Origin of the sequence: Kitasatospora purpeofusca (assembly GCF_000718025.1) — a bacterium.
GTDB classification, from domain to species: Bacteria; Actinomycetota; Actinomycetes; order Streptomycetales; family Streptomycetaceae; genus Kitasatospora; species Kitasatospora purpeofusca.
This window is the reverse complement of record NZ_JODS01000001.1, coordinates 130,209-143,486: the sequence shown is the minus strand read 5'-3', so window position 1 is coordinate 143,486 and position 13,278 is coordinate 130,209. Positions and strand designations below refer to the sequence as shown.

Below are 13,278 nucleotides of genomic sequence, written 5' to 3'. Positions count from 1 at the left end.
GCCAGGACGTGGTGCAGTGGCCGGTGGACGTGCGTCCACCGGCCACCGCGGCCCTACCGGGGGTCAGACCAGCAGCTTGTCCTTGGCCCGCTGGTACTCCTCCTCGGTGATGGACCCGTCGGCCTTGAGCGCGGCGAGCTTCGCCAGGTCGTCGACGTGGCTGCGGCCCGTGCCCGCCTCCCCGGTGCCGCCCTCGCCGGGGGTACCGGCCGCGTCCCGGATGTACGCCTTGAACGCCGCGTCGGCCTTCTGGGCCTGGGCGACATCGCGTTCCCCCATGCTCTTGCCGCGCACGATCACGTACACCAGCACGCCGATCAGTGGCAGCAGGATCACCAGGATCATCCAGCCGGCCTTGGCCCAGCCGCCCATGTCGTGGCTGCGGAAGATGTCCGTGATGATCTTGAACAGCAGGAAGAACCAGAGGATCCAGAGGAACAGCTCCAGCATCGTCCAGAAGATGTTGAGCAGCGGGTAGTTGTCCATGACGGCTCCCGTCGGTGCGGGCCCGAGAGGGACCCGAGTCCCTTCGAGTCATATCACCGCGAATCGGGCGCCATGCTGCCGTACTGGGCCATTCCGGTGACCTTCGCGGCGCGGCGCGGCGAGCCTCCGAGCGTTGGTCCGACGGGCTCCTGGGCGCGGCCCGGCGGCCGTCGGGCCCGACTCAGCGCGGTCGTGACCGCAGCTCGACCGCCAGCGCGATCAGCTCGCCCCACCAGGCCTCGTGGCCGTCCAGCAGCAGCCGCCGGGCCTCGTCCGGCTCCACCGCCCGCACCTCGACGACCTGCTCGCCGTCGTCCGGGTTGGTCGGCACCGAGTCCACCGCCACGTCGGCCCAGCCCCAGAGCCACGCCTTCTCCGGGTGCGGCTGCCACGGCCGGTAGGGCACCGGGTCGTCGGTCACGCAGCGGTGCGCCCCCAGCCAGACCGGCTCGCCGAGCAGCCGGGCGCCGGCCTCCTCGCGCAGCTCGCGGACCAGGCAGGAGTCCACGGACTCGTTGTGCTCGCGGGTGCCGCCGGGCAGGAACCAGTGGTTCCGGTCGTCACGGCAGAGCACCACCCGGTCGCCGTCGGTGAAGCCCACCAGGTGGATGTTGGTGACCAGCTCGTCCGGCGGCAGGACGGTCGAGAACTGCGCGTCGTAGCGGCCCCAGGCCCAGTACTGCGGGGCGTGCAGGGCGGGGAAGAGCGCAGCCAGCTCGGTGGCCCGGGACGCGTCACCGGGCCGGGGCGGTCTGGGGATCGACGGCGCCCCGGCCGTCCCGGTCGCCCCGGCCCCATTGGTCGCCCCGGCCGTATCGGTGACAGCGCCGACAGCTGTGACAGCGGCGGCATCGGCCGTCCCGGCCGCATCGGTGGCATGGCTGGCATCGGTGGTATCGGTCATTCGGTGATCGTAGTCCCGGCCGGACGCAGCAGGGGGGTGGTCTGATGAGCCAGGGTCAGCTCCGCGGCGTCGATCGCCCGGGGCCGGCGCGGGACCTTCGCCTCCAGCGGCTGCCGCACCCAACTGCCAAGCGAGATCTCGGCGGTGATGCCCGGGCCGAAGCCCGCGATCAGCCCCTGGGTGCCGTCCTCGACCCCGCCCTCCTCGAACATCCGGGCCAGCGCGTCGAAGACCACGGCGCTGGCGATGTTGCCGCGCTCGGTGAGCGTGGCACGGGAGAACCGGAACGCGGCCGGCTCCAGGTTGAGGAAGGTGCAGAGGTCGTCGAGGATCCGCGGGCCGCCCGCGTGCACGATGTAGAAGCCGAGGCCGGAGACGTCCCAGGCGTGGTCGGTGGCCAGGGCGCGCAGGGCTGGGGCGAGCATCTCCATGGTGCCTGGCACGCGCTTGTCGAGCTGGAAGTGGAAGCCGGTGTCCTTTACCCCGTAGGAGATCCAGTGCTCGGTGTCCGGGACGAGGTGCGAGCCGTTCCGCTCCAGGTGGACGCCGGTGCCGCCGTGGCCGCGCAGCACGACGGCGGCGATCGCGTCGCCGAACAGCCCGTTGGAGAGCAGCGAGCCGACGCCGAGGTCGGTGGGCTGGTAGCAGAGCGAGCAGAACTCGCAGGCGACGATGAGCACGTTGGCGCCGGGGTAGGCGCGGCAGAAGTCGTGCGCCCGGTTGACGGCGGCGCCGCCGGCCGCGCAGCCGAGCTGGGCGATCGGCAGCTGGCGGGTGTCGGAGCGGAACCCCATGCTGTTGATCAGCCAGGCGGTCAGCGAGGGCATCATGAAGCCGGTGCAGGACACGTAGAGGATGAGGTCGATGTCCTGGGCCGTGAGGTCGGCGTGGCCGAGGGCGCGCTCGACCACCTCGGGGACGCGGCGTTTGGCCTCCCGCTCGTAGACGGCGTTGCGCGCGGTGAAGCCGGGGTGGCGGAGGGTCTCCTCGATGGGCTGGACCAGGTGCCTGGTCCGCACCCCGGTGTTCTCGATCAGCCGCAGGGCGAGCCCGAGTTGCGGGTGGTCGGCGTGCAGGGTGCGCGCCAGGTCGAGGGTCTGGTCGAGCGTGATGACGTGCTCGGGGACGGCGACGGCGGGGCGGCAGAGCGTTGGCATGGCGGGGTCTCCGATGGGCAGGTGGCCTGGGGGCAGGTGGCCTGTTGGCAGGGTTCCTGCGGGCAGGCGGTCTGCGGCTGGGGGCGGTCGTCACCAGGCGACGGGCAGGGTCCGCGGGTAGCGCCAGATCGAGCCGGTCCGCCAGTCCAGCGCCTCCGGCGGCACGGCGAGCCGGAGCCCCGGGAACCGGTTCAGCAGGGTGCCGATGGCCACCTGGAGCTCCATCCGGGCCAGATGGGAGCCGAGGCAGTGGTGGGTGCCGTAGCCGAAGGTCATATGGGTGGGGGCGCCCCGGTCGAGGTCGAGCTCGTCGGGCCGCTCGTACACCGCCGGGTCGCGGTTGGCGGCCAGGTAGGAGACGTGCACCGGCTCGCCGGCCCGGATCAGCACGCCGCCGAGCTCGACGTCCTCGGTGGCGACCCGGGCGATGCCCACGCCCTGGCGGAACGGGATGAAGCGGAGCAACTCCTCCAGGGCGCGCGGCAGCATCTCGGGCTGGGCGCGGAGTTTGGCGAGCTGCTCGGGGTGGGTGAGCAGGGTGTAGGTGATGTTGGACAGCTCGTAGGTGCTGGTGTCGTGGCCGGTGACCAGCAGGACCATGGCCATCACGGCGAGTTCGTCGTCGTCCAGCAGCTCGGCGCCGTCGCGGGCGGTGGCGAGAGCGCTGATGAGGTCCTCGCCGGGATCACGGCGGCGGGCGGCGGTGAGCTCGGCGAAGTAGGCGCGCAGCGCGGTCTTGGCGTTGACCTGGCCGGCGCCGCTGTTCGGCCCCATCGCCATCATCGCGACGGCGTGGCCGCGGAGTTCGGTGCGGTCCTCGGCGGGGATGTCGAGCAGCTCGCAGATGGTGGTGAGCGGGAGCCGGGCGGAGAGGTGGGCGACGAGGTCGGCCGGGGCGCCGTGCTCGGTCATCTCGTCGAGGTAGCCGTCGACGACGCGCTGGGTGTGCGCGCGCATCCGCTCGACCTGGCGGTTGGTGAACCCCTGGGCGACGAGGCGGCGCAGCCGGTTGTGGGCCGGCGGGTCCATGAGGTTGATGGACTCGACCTGGGCGATCGGGGCGGGCGTCATCCGGGGCAGGTCCCGGCCGATGCCCGCGGCGCGGCTGAACCGGCGGTCGGTGGTGACCACGCGGACGTCCTCGTAGCGGGTGGCCAGCCAGGCCTCGCCCTCGCCGTGCGGCAGGCGGATTCTGGCGATCGGCTCCTCGGTGAGCAGTCGCTTGAGGAGGGGGTCGAACTCCAGGCCGTCGGTGTGGTTGAAGGGGCAGTCCCACACGGATGCGGAGGAGGGAGTCACGGGCTGATCCAGGGGCCGGGTTCTGCCGCCCGACCGGGATCGTTCGGGCGCGGACGTGCTGATGTTCCCCCATCCGGCGGCGAAAATGGCGTCATGGGCGATCTTTCCCTCGATCGAGGGAGATAGACGATTGTCATGCCATATGGGCGAGTTGGACCTCCAGGAGGTGCCGCAAAAGTCCTGGGCCCGCCGGTCGGCACCGCGGTACGCTGCGCGCCGCATCGACGATCAAGGAGTGCCCGGGCGGGAGTTCGGGCGCGAGGGGGAGAGCGACATGGACGGGACGGCGAGACGCGGGACGGACGAGCCGGAGAACGGTGCGGCGGAGGTGGTCACGCCGGGCGCCTCCGGGTCGTCCGGCCGTCGCCGTGCCCTGGTGATCGCCGGTGGCGCGGTCGTGGCGCTGGGGGCGGTCGCCGTCGGCGCCGTGGTGCTGCTCGGCGGGGACGACGACCAAGTGGTGGAGCAGACGCTGTGCGGCCTCCCGCGGGCGGCCGGTACGCCGCTCGACGCCCTGCTGCCCAAGGGGAGGGCGGGGACGGAGGAGCAGCGGGAGACGCGCGGCGACGGCAACGGGAGCAGCGTTCGGACCTGCACGATCACGGTGGACGACGCGGAGGCCGTGGTCGTCCGGGTAATGGCGACGAAGGCCGACTCCACGAGCAGCTCCGGAGGCCGGATGGGCGACTGGGTGGGGCGCGGTGTCGTGGCGAGCCGGGGCAGCGCCGCAGTGGCCGATCTCTGCAGGAGCGATCCCGGCCGGGTCGCGTTCGCCTCGGTGCTGGTGGGCCCGGGCCTGCTCGTCCCCAAGGCCGACGAGGCGGCGAACGAGAAGCAGGAGCGCGCGACGACGGAACTGGTGGAATCGGTGCGGGCGGCGCAGGGGCAGTCGCTCTGCGCCTGATCGCCGCTGTTGATCGCCGCTGTGCGGTTGTCGGCCCTGCCGCCCGGCGGCGTCAGCCCGCCGGGCGCGGGCCGACGCCGTGGAGCACGGTGTCCACGATCCTGGTCGCCAGCGCGTCCGGGTCGAGGGCCGTGGTCGTTCCCGCGGTGGTCGTTCCGGCGGTGGTCGTTCCCGCAGTGGCCGATCCTGCGGCGGCCGTTCCCGCGGTGGCCGGGCCGCAGCCGTGGGCCGGCTCCCCGTGCAGGACCTCGCCGATGAGGGCGTAGTAGACCCGCCGCACCCACTCCAGGTCGGCGTCCGCGGCGATCACGCCCTGCTCCTGGATCCGGCCGAGCAGTTCGACGCAGCGGCGGGCGACCTCCTCGTGGATCCGGGCGGCCGGCTCGCTCCCGGCGGCCGCCGGCCCGAGGGCGAAGCCCCAGGCGGCCTTCACCCGCAGCACATTGGCCGTCGCCCGGTGCAGCGCGACCAGCGGCGGCGCGGTCTCCGGGTGCCCGTCCTCGATCGCCTCGGCGAGCTTGGCCGCGGCCTCGGTGGCCAGCGCGTCGACCAGCGCCTGCCGGCTGGCGAAGCGGCGGTGCACGGTGGTGCGGGTGACCCCGGCGGCCTCCGCGATCTGCTCCATGGTCGCGCCCGGGTGCTCGGCCAGGACGCGTTCGGCCGCCGCGAGGATCGCGCGGACACTGCGTTCGGCGTCGGCGCGCAGCGGGCGCCCGGGCGTGCGGTTCATCTGTGTGCCTCCAGCTCTGGCGTACCCGGGAACGGTACAGCGGGGGATCGGCTCGCCTGCTAACTGAAACAGGGCTGTCGCAGCTCTTCTGTTATCCGATACTCTGATGTCACAGATCGTCTCATGGATCGATGGACAAGGGAGCACCACCGTGCGCACTGCCACCACTGCTCTGATCACCGGCGCGTCCTCCGGCCTCGGCGCCGAGTTCGCCGCCCAGCTCGCCGCGCGCGGCCACGACCTCGTCCTGGTCGCCCGCTCCGCCGACCGCCTGCACGACCTCGCCAAGCGCCTCGGCGAGGCCCACGGCGTCACCGCCCACGTCCTGGTCCAGGACCTCTCCGCTCCCGACGCCGCCCGCCGTGTCGGCGCCGAACTCGCCGACCGGGGCCTCGCCGTGGACCTCCTGGTCAACAACGCCGGCTTCGGCACCTGCGGCCCGTTCGAGACCATCGACGGGCAGCGCGACCACGACCAGCTGATGGTCAACGTGGTCGCCCTCGTCGACCTCACCCACGAGCTGCTGCCCGGCATGCTCGCGCGCGGCGGGGGTTCGGTGATCAACGTGTCCTCCACGGCGAGCTTCCAGCCCACCCCGTACCTCGCCGTCTACGGTGCCTCGAAGACCTTCGTGCTCAACTTCAGCCTCGCGCTGCGCCAGGAGTACCGGCGCCGCGGCATCCGCGTCCTGGCGTTCTGCCCCGGGCCGGTGGAGACCGAGTTCTTCAACGTCATCGGCACCCGGAAGGCGGCCGTCACGGGCAGCTTCGCGACGGTCGGGCCGGTCGTGCGGGCGGCGCTGCGGGCGCTCGACGCCGACCGCGCCTACGTGGTGCCGGGCTTCGCCAACCAGCTCAGCGCCCACCTCACCCCGCGCCGCCCGCGCACCCTGGTCGCCGCGATGGCCGAACGCCTCTCGCGCGGCGTCCGCGACGCCATGGCGGGCGGCAGCCGTAACCCGAGCGGTGAGCGGGTGGCCTGAACGGGTGATCTTCCTCCCTCGATCGGGTGTACGGCCGTTGCGCGGGCGGGCGGAGGGGAATCGACGCCGCGTCGGACGTTCCGGCACCGTTGAATCCGAGGAATCGCCATGCGCCTTCGTAACTCCCTGGTCGCCGCCGCCGGGGCCCTGCTGATCACCCTTGCCGTACCGACCTCCGCCCAGGCCGCCACCGGCGACTTCCTCTACAAGGTCGGTCCCGGAGTCCCGGCCGGGCTCGCCGACCCCAGGAGCCGCGAGTGCATCAACCTGTTCGGTGCCACCGAGGACCACCCGGCCTTCGCACCGGAGAACTTCACCACCTCCACGGCCACGGTCTTCCTCGACTTCGACTGCGACGGCGACACCTACTACGTCATGAACCCGGGCAAGAAGCTCGGCAACCGCCTGAAGCTGCGCTCGGTGATCTTCAGCTGACCGACCCGCCCCACCCCTCGGCCCGCCACCCCCGGCAGGCCGAGGGCTCCCGCCCGGCCCCCGACGCCCACCCCGGTGGCACGGGTCCCGTCGACTCGGAGGGTGGCCACCGTTCGCCCGCTCATCGGGGCGGTCACGTTGAGTGGTGTTGGGGGCGTGACGCAGAGGACTCCTACGCCGTGGTCCTCGCGGAGAGCTCGAGGCGCGACCGCCAGTCACGTCCTTCTGGAACGAAACTGCTGGTCGGGCTCAGTAGTGGCGGTAGTGCGAGGAATCAGAGCCCCGGCGGCGGTGTGACCTGGCAGACGACCACGAGTTCCAGGCGCGGGACGACGTAGTAGGAGAGCAGGCCGCCCGCGATGTCCAGGTAGCGCATCGGCTCCCCACTGCCCTGGTAGGAGGTGCCGTCCAGGTAGAGCGCTTCGGCGGCACGGACCAGTTCAGCGGCCCGATGTTCGACGGCCGCCAGGATGTCGGTCGGGGCTCCGGCGGTCACATGCTGTTCGCTGGGGAGGTACTCCCAGCTCCAGGTCACTCGTTCACCGCCGCATAGGCGGTGCGGTAGAACTCGGCGACGGCGGTGGCGTGTTCGCGACACTCGGCAAGGGTTGCGGCATGGTTCGCGAGATAGTTCGACCGGTGGTAGGCCCGGGCTGTCGCCGGGTGCCGCTCGATCTCCACCACCGCTGACCAGTGAGCTACGAACGAGCGGAGTGGCTGCACGCTCGCGGTCTCGATGGCCTCGGCCATCGCCTTGGTCTGTCCGTCGAGCATTTCCGGGAGGCGGTCTGCGGCAACCACGGCCAGGGCGGCTCTGAGTGCTGCCGGATTCTGCTCGGGCCGAGGGATCAGCTCGATTCCGTCGTGCACGGGCTGGCTCATGGCGGCCCTCCTCTCCTCCCGGGTGAGCCTACTCGGTGCCGACCGGTGGAGTGGTGCACGGTCCTCATGGGGCTTGCCGGTGCGGGGGTAATTCGCTTGACCTCGGTAGTCGGGGCGGATGCACTGTGGCTGGGCGCCACGGGAGGTGGTGCGGACGAGCCGGGGAGGCCGCAGTACCGATGGAGATCCGTGCCACGACCGAGCAGGACCGCGAGAAGTTCATCGCCACCATGCACTCGGCCTTCGGGCTGTTCCCCGGAACCACCACCGAGGACGGCGGCGGGGCCTGGTGGTCGGCGTTCGAGATGGACCGGGGACTGTTCGCCGTGGCGGACGACGGGCGGCCCGTCGGCACCGCTGCCGCGTACACCTTCGAGCTCACCCTGCCCGGGGGCGCCGTCGTCCCGGTCTCGGGTGTCACCGCCGTCGGCGTCGCGCCCACCCACCGGCGCCGGGGCGCGCTCACCGCGATGATGCGGCGCCAGCTCGCGGACGTCCGGGAGCGCGGCGAGTTCCTCTCGGTGCTGCTGGCCTCGGAGGCCGTGATCTACCGCCGCTTCGGCTACGGACCGGCGACGTGGACCAACCGGCTGACCGTGCCGCGCAGGCGGGCCGAGCTGATCACCCCGAGGGCGGGCGGCGAGGACACCGGTTCGGTCGAGCTGGTGCGGAGCGACGACTGCCAGGAGATCCTGGAGGACGTCTACGACCGCTACCGCCTCGCCCAGCCCGGTGCTCTCTCCCGCCCGCACCGTTGGTGGGCCCTGCGGGGCGGACAGCCCCCCATCTCCCCGGCGCCGCGCTACGTCGTGCTGCACCGGGACGCCGCCGGCGTCCCGGACGGCTACGCCAGCTACGCGCTCGGCGAGTTCGACCGCGTGAACAAGACGAGCACGCTGACCGTGGACGAGGTCATCGCCCTCGACGACACGGTGTTCACGACCCTGGCCCGGACGGTGCTCGGCCACGACCTGGTCGGCCAGATCGTGTTCAAGCACGTCCCGTCCTGGCACCCGCTGCGGTGGCAGCTGGAGGACATCCGCAGCGGTGAGACCAGCGCCGAGGAGGACTGGCTCTGGGTGCGACTGCTGGACGTGCCGCGCGCCCTGGCCGCACGAGGCTGGTACGCGGACGGGGAGCTGGTGCTCGACGTCGACGACGCCTTCCTCGGCGAGCGCAACCGCTACCTGCTGACCGTCCGGGACGGCAAGGCGGAGTGCGTGGAGACCGAGCGGGAGCCGGACCTGACCCTGGACGTCAGCGACCTCGGCTCGATCTACCTCGGCGGCACCACCCCGAGCACCCTGGTCCGCGCCGGCCGCATCGAGGCCCGCCATCCGGGCGCGGCGGCCGTGGCGGACACCCTCTTCCGCACCGAGCAGCCCCCGCACTGCCTGCACTGGTTCTGACGGGCGTTCGGGGAGCGCAGGAAGTCGGATCCGCCGACTTCCTGCGCTCCGTTCACCCCTGAGTCGTCTCCGCCCGCACCCACTCCAGGTAGGCGGCGCTGCTCGCCACCACCGGCACGGCGATCACCTCCGGCGTGTCGTACTCGTGCCGCTCGCCGATGAACTCCACCAGTGCGTCAGCCAGTTCGGCGCGCGTCTTGAAGTCGGTCCGCCACTCCGCCGCGTCCTGGACCTCGCCGTCCCACCAGTACACGGACTGGATCCGGTACACCTGCGCACAGGCGGCCAGCCGCGCCCGTACGACGTCCGCCGCCAGGATGCGCGCCTTCGTCTCCTCGTCGTGGGTCGTGGTCACCACGAGGAGCTCACTGTCGTTCGTTGCCATGACGGGAGAGCCTAACCACGGAGCGGAGCGCCGAGGGAGCACCGGAGCCCCGCGCTCGATAGGCTGCCCGCCCGGGATGTCCCTTCTTCACGACGCGACCACGGAGTGAACGCGATGCCTCTTGAGGGCGAGTACGAGCCGAGTCCGGCGCAGTGGATCCGCGACCAGGTCGAGCTGTACGAGAGTTCGGGCGGCACGCAGGGCACGACCCTCTGGGACACGGGCCTGCCGGTCGTCATCGTCACGATGCGCGGCGCGAAGAGCGGCAAGATCCGCAAGATCCCGGTGATGCGGGTGGAGCACGATGGGCGGTACGCGGCCGTGGCCTCGAAGGGCGGCTTCCCGGAGCACCCGGTCTGGTACTTCAACCTCAAGTCCGACCCGCACGTGGAGCTCCAGGACGGTCCCGCGCGCCAGGAGATGACGGCCCGCGAGGTCACGGGCGAGGAGAGGGCCGAGTGGTGGGAGCGCGCGGTCGCCGCGTACCCGGCGTACGCCGAGTACCAGGAGAAGACCGACCGGGTGATCCCGGTCTTCGTGCTGGAGCCCGGGCTCCGGTAGGCCCGGGTTCCGGGTTCACCCCAGCCGGCGTGCTTCGAGGAGGTAGGTGAAGGGGGTGTGCTGCTTGGGCGGCGTCGTGAATCCCGACGCCGCTTGGGACAGGCCGAGGAGAGCCCCCACGAGATCGGGTTGGTGCAGGGTCCAGGCGGCGCCCGCTCCGGCGAGGGCGAGCGATGCCAGGGGGCGGCCCCAGGCTCGACGGGTCCGGCGGAGTGCGGCGGCCTGGTCGGCGAGCGATTCCTTGCGATCGTTCAACAACTGCTTACGGTCTGCCAGGTGATCGATCCCTTCGAGCGCCCGGACGAAGACGCGCAACTCACGGGCGTACCTCTTGTAGTCGTCGCCGTACCGTTTCTTGAAGTCGAGGATCTCGTCGAGCGGCACCGGCGAGAGGTCGATGCCGACGTCCTCCAGGTCGCGGTGCACGGCGAAAGCGGTGGCGTGATTCGCTTCGGGCAGGTCACCCACCAGGTGCAGGCGGCTGTCGGCGATGCGCTGCTGGGCGACGAGGGCCAGCGCCATGAGGGCGGCCTCGCGGGCGGTGGGCGCCATCTCGACCATGTCCGGGCCGAGGTCAGGGCGCAGACGGGTCACCGCGCCGGACTGCAGCAGTTCGTCGATGCGTGGGGCCCGTATTTCCACGGGGCCGAAGTGGTCGGCGGTGATCGACCCGCTGAAGTCACCCGTCCTCGCGGCGTTCAGCGGCTCCTGGACCGTGCTCCGCCGAGTGTTCTGGGCAGCCTCCTGGACGAGCAGCGCACTGTCCGCGTCGAGCCAGGTGTCCGGCTCCAGGTTGTGCAGCAGCCCCCTGTCGTGCAGCGGACCGGCGAGCCGCTCCTCGCGGGCGACCGTCGTCCCGAAGTGGTGCTCGGGCAGCAGCAGGGCGAAGCCGTCGAAGTAGAGCAGCAGGCTCTTCATCCGCCCCACGGCGGCGTCGTCCCAGATCCAGCCCGGGTAGTAGTGCGCCAGCTCCAGCGGTGCTCCCTCGGTGCTCATGCGGCAATTCTGGCAGCGGGTCGTGATCGCAGGCGGGCTGTCGGGGAACCTGCCCGTGCCGATCCGAACGACAGAGTCCGCGTACGGCGGTAACCTACTCACTTACCCAGCGGGGGATGTGCCCAAGCCGTCCTGAAGTCGCCATTTCTGACACGCACCTGACGAAACGTCAGCCATGTGCGTTCGAGGGAGTACCTATGTCCCGGAGCCGCAAGCTCCACCGTCTCAGCAATCCCGATGCCAACGAGCGCCGCGCCCAGCGGATGCTGTTCCGGCACCTCCGCGACGACACCAATGCGAACCGCGGCCGGATGGCACGGCGGGTGCGCGAGCTCCAACTCCTGCTGGAGATGGACCCGATCGAGTTCGAGCAGCTGATAGCCCGGCTGATGGAGTCGATGGGCATGAAGGTCGAGCTGACCGCCCGGTCGAAGGACGGCGGGGTGGACGTGCGCGGCATCGACAGCGACCCGTTCCGGGGCGGGAATGTGATCGTGCAGGTCAAGCGCTACCGGGACACGGTGACCCCGTCGGTCGTGCGGGACCTCTTCGGAACGCTCCAGCACGACCGGGCGGCCACCAAGGCCGTGCTCGTCACCACCAGCAAGTTCGGCCCCAGCTCGCACCAGTTCGTCTCCGGCAAGCCGATCACGCTGATCAACGGCTCCGAGCTGGTCGGCCTGCTCAAGCACCACGGCTTCCACGAGATGTTCGCGCCCGCCTACGCGAGCGCCGCGGACGACGCGGCCGGCGGCGGGTCGGGCGACAGTGCGCCCGCGATCGACGTGGCCGCCGAGCCCGCGCGGCTCCTGCTGCACTGGACGGGGGAGGAGGAGTACGACATCGCCGCCCTGGTCTGCAAGGGCAACCGCGCGCTCTCCGACGACCACCTCGTCTTCTACAACAACGCCTCCACGCCGGACGGTTCGGTCCGCCTCGTCACCGGCTACGACGACGCCAACGCCTGCCTGATGGTCGACTTCGACGCGCTGCCCGCCGAGGCGGACCGGCTCGTCGTCATCGCCGCCGCCGACACCGAGAACCACCCCTCGGCCACCATGGCCGGGTTCGCCGGACCGGCGCTGATCCTCGAGGCGGGCGCCGACCAGGACGCGGCCGTCGTCCACCTCGCGGACGGGGCGGAGAGCAACATCGCCATGCGCCTCGGCCGCTTCGACCGCAGCGAGGCGGGGGACTGGGACTTCACCCCCGCCCTCGCGGGCTATCCGGGCGGCCTGCGGCAGGCGGTCGTGGCGTACGGCCTGGAGGTCACGGACGAGGAAGCGGTGGCTGCCGGGCAGTGACCGCGGGGCAGTGACCGCGGGGCAGTGACCGCTACCGGCCGCCGCGCAGGAAGTCGGCGAGGTCGACCTCCTGCGCGGCGGGCGTCGGAACGATCGTGCGTGACCCGATCGTTCGAACGGCATGACGGTAGTGGTGGCAGTGGTCATGGCGGCGGCCGTCCTGGTGACCGGTCTGGTCGCCCTGGCGGCGGTGGTGAGCAATCGCCGCAACGGCGGGCCGGAGGCCGGATCGGGATCCTCCGGTGGCTTCGGCATGTCGGTGTTCGAGGAACTGCACGCCCTTTTCCACGCGGGCAAGCGCGTCCAGGTCGAGCAGCGCCAGGCGCAGCTCGTCCTGCGCGACGACGACCACGCGACAGCCCCGCCCGGCCACGGTATCGACCTGGACGCGGGCACCGCGGTGGTGATCCGCAAGCGGGTGGCCGAGGAGGCGGCCGGGGGTCCGTCCGGCGGCTGAACGGGCACCCGGACCACTTATCGTCAGTTGGACGTTAAGTGTGTATGCTCGGCCGTGTGCGCCGCAGGGAACCGGCGTTCCGTGCGCGAGGGAGTGCCGAGGATGGATGAGGACCAACGGGCCGAGCTGCGGTACGAGCTGGGGGACCGGATCGACCGGCTGTGGGATCTTCTGGGGGGCGGCCGCGCTGTACGCCCTCGATCCGGCGTGGGCCGAGCGTTGGTGCGCGGAACTGGCCGAGCGGCCGCATGCGGTGCCGAAGCTTCCCATGGAGGAGCCCTTTGTGCTTCGGTCGCCCAAGCTTCGAGCGCGCAGGTCGACGATCGCAGCCCGGGCGAAGACCGCCGAGCGGGCCGCCCGCACCGAGCGCCCGCCGGTCCGGCTGCC

Annotated in this window: 16 protein-coding genes; 7 read left to right on the top strand and 9 right to left on the bottom strand. The window is 71.7% G+C overall.

All coding sequences use genetic code 11. From position 1 onward, the window contains the following. Positions 1-63: 63 nt before the first annotated feature. The 4 genes from IF01_RS0100680 to IF01_RS0100665 form a co-directional block, all read right to left on the bottom strand. Positions 64-486, bottom strand: coding sequence for an SHOCT domain-containing protein (locus IF01_RS0100680; protein WP_030391202.1), 423 nt, complete (start codon positions 484-486; stop codon positions 64-66). 181 nt (positions 487-667) lie between these two features. Further along, positions 668-1,390 (bottom strand): NUDIX hydrolase, encoded by a 723-nt coding sequence (locus IF01_RS0100675; RefSeq protein ID WP_078879547.1) that lies wholly within the window; start codon positions 1,388-1,390, stop codon positions 668-670. Then, positions 1,387-2,547: a type III polyketide synthase gene (locus IF01_RS0100670; RefSeq protein WP_051741929.1), complete on the bottom strand. Its 1,161-nt coding sequence runs from the start codon at positions 2,545-2,547 to the stop codon at positions 1,387-1,389. Before IF01_RS0100670 ends, IF01_RS0100675 begins: the two co-directional genes overlap by 4 nt. A gap of 90 nt (positions 2,548-2,637) precedes the next feature. Then, entirely contained in the window at positions 2,638-3,858 is a 1,221-nt protein-coding gene (locus IF01_RS0100665) for a cytochrome P450 (RefSeq protein WP_369826259.1), read from the bottom strand. Between the two features lie 223 nt (positions 3,859-4,081). On the opposite strand from IF01_RS0100665, the gene IF01_RS0100660 reads away from it, so the two are divergent. Continuing rightward, a complete protein-coding gene (locus IF01_RS0100660; protein WP_078879545.1) occupies positions 4,082-4,750 on the top strand; it encodes a hypothetical protein in 669 nt (222 codons plus the stop codon). A gap of 52 nt (positions 4,751-4,802) precedes the next feature. Here the strand turns inward: IF01_RS0100660 and IF01_RS0100655 are convergent, their stop codons facing one another. Further along, complete coding sequence (locus IF01_RS0100655) at positions 4,803-5,480, bottom strand: TetR/AcrR family transcriptional regulator (protein ID WP_030391197.1); 678 nt, start codon at positions 5,478-5,480, stop codon at positions 4,803-4,805. Positions 5,481-5,586: 106 nt separating this feature from the next. On the opposite strand from IF01_RS0100655, the gene IF01_RS0100650 reads away from it, so the two are divergent. Next, positions 5,587-6,462, top strand: coding sequence for an SDR family NAD(P)-dependent oxidoreductase (locus IF01_RS0100650; protein WP_051754791.1), 876 nt, complete (start codon positions 5,587-5,589; stop codon positions 6,460-6,462). A 108-nt stretch (positions 6,463-6,570) separates the two neighbouring features. Further along, a complete protein-coding gene (locus IF01_RS0100645; RefSeq protein ID WP_030391195.1) occupies positions 6,571-6,897 on the top strand; it encodes a hypothetical protein in 327 nt (108 codons plus the stop codon). A gap of 274 nt (positions 6,898-7,171) precedes the next feature. Here IF01_RS0100645 and IF01_RS0100640 read toward each other — a convergent pair whose 3' ends face one another. Both IF01_RS0100640 and IF01_RS0100635 read right to left on the bottom strand, forming a co-directional pair. Then, positions 7,172-7,432: a hypothetical protein gene (locus tag IF01_RS0100640; RefSeq protein ID WP_030391194.1), complete on the bottom strand. Its 261-nt coding sequence runs from the start codon at positions 7,430-7,432 to the stop codon at positions 7,172-7,174. Then, positions 7,429-7,779 (bottom strand): hypothetical protein, encoded by a 351-nt coding sequence (locus IF01_RS0100635; protein ID WP_037778599.1) that lies wholly within the window; start codon positions 7,777-7,779, stop codon positions 7,429-7,431. The genes IF01_RS0100640 and IF01_RS0100635 overlap by 4 nt, the downstream gene beginning before the upstream one ends. A 179-nt stretch (positions 7,780-7,958) precedes the next feature. Here IF01_RS0100635 and IF01_RS0100630 point away from each other — a divergent pair, with 179 nt between their 5' ends. After that, entirely contained in the window at positions 7,959-9,188 is a 1,230-nt protein-coding gene (locus IF01_RS0100630; protein WP_030391192.1) for a GNAT family N-acetyltransferase, read from the top strand. Positions 9,189-9,240: 52 nt separating this feature from the next. On the opposite strand, the gene cutA is transcribed toward IF01_RS0100630, so the two are convergent. Then, on the bottom strand, positions 9,241-9,573 hold the full coding sequence (cutA, locus tag IF01_RS0100625) for a divalent-cation tolerance protein CutA (protein ID WP_030391191.1): 333 nt from the start codon (positions 9,571-9,573) through the stop codon (positions 9,241-9,243). Positions 9,574-9,687: 114 nt separating this feature from the next. Here cutA and IF01_RS0100620 point away from each other — a divergent pair, with 114 nt between their 5' ends. Continuing rightward, complete coding sequence (locus tag IF01_RS0100620) at positions 9,688-10,134, top strand: nitroreductase family deazaflavin-dependent oxidoreductase (protein ID WP_030391190.1); 447 nt, start codon at positions 9,688-9,690, stop codon at positions 10,132-10,134. A gap of 15 nt (positions 10,135-10,149) precedes the next feature. Here IF01_RS0100620 and IF01_RS0100615 read toward each other — a convergent pair whose 3' ends face one another. After that, a complete protein-coding gene (locus tag IF01_RS0100615; RefSeq protein ID WP_030391189.1) occupies positions 10,150-11,130 on the bottom strand; it encodes a hypothetical protein in 981 nt (326 codons plus the stop codon). A gap of 197 nt (positions 11,131-11,327) precedes the next feature. On the opposite strand from IF01_RS0100615, the gene IF01_RS0100610 reads away from it, so the two are divergent. Next, on the top strand, positions 11,328-12,434 hold the full coding sequence (locus IF01_RS0100610) for a restriction endonuclease (protein ID WP_051754790.1): 1,107 nt from the start codon (positions 11,328-11,330) through the stop codon (positions 12,432-12,434). 121 nt (positions 12,435-12,555) lie between these two features. Then, a complete protein-coding gene (locus IF01_RS43405; protein WP_149030484.1) occupies positions 12,556-12,891 on the top strand; it encodes a DUF6191 domain-containing protein in 336 nt (111 codons plus the stop codon). The last annotated feature ends 387 nt before the right edge of the window (positions 12,892-13,278 follow it).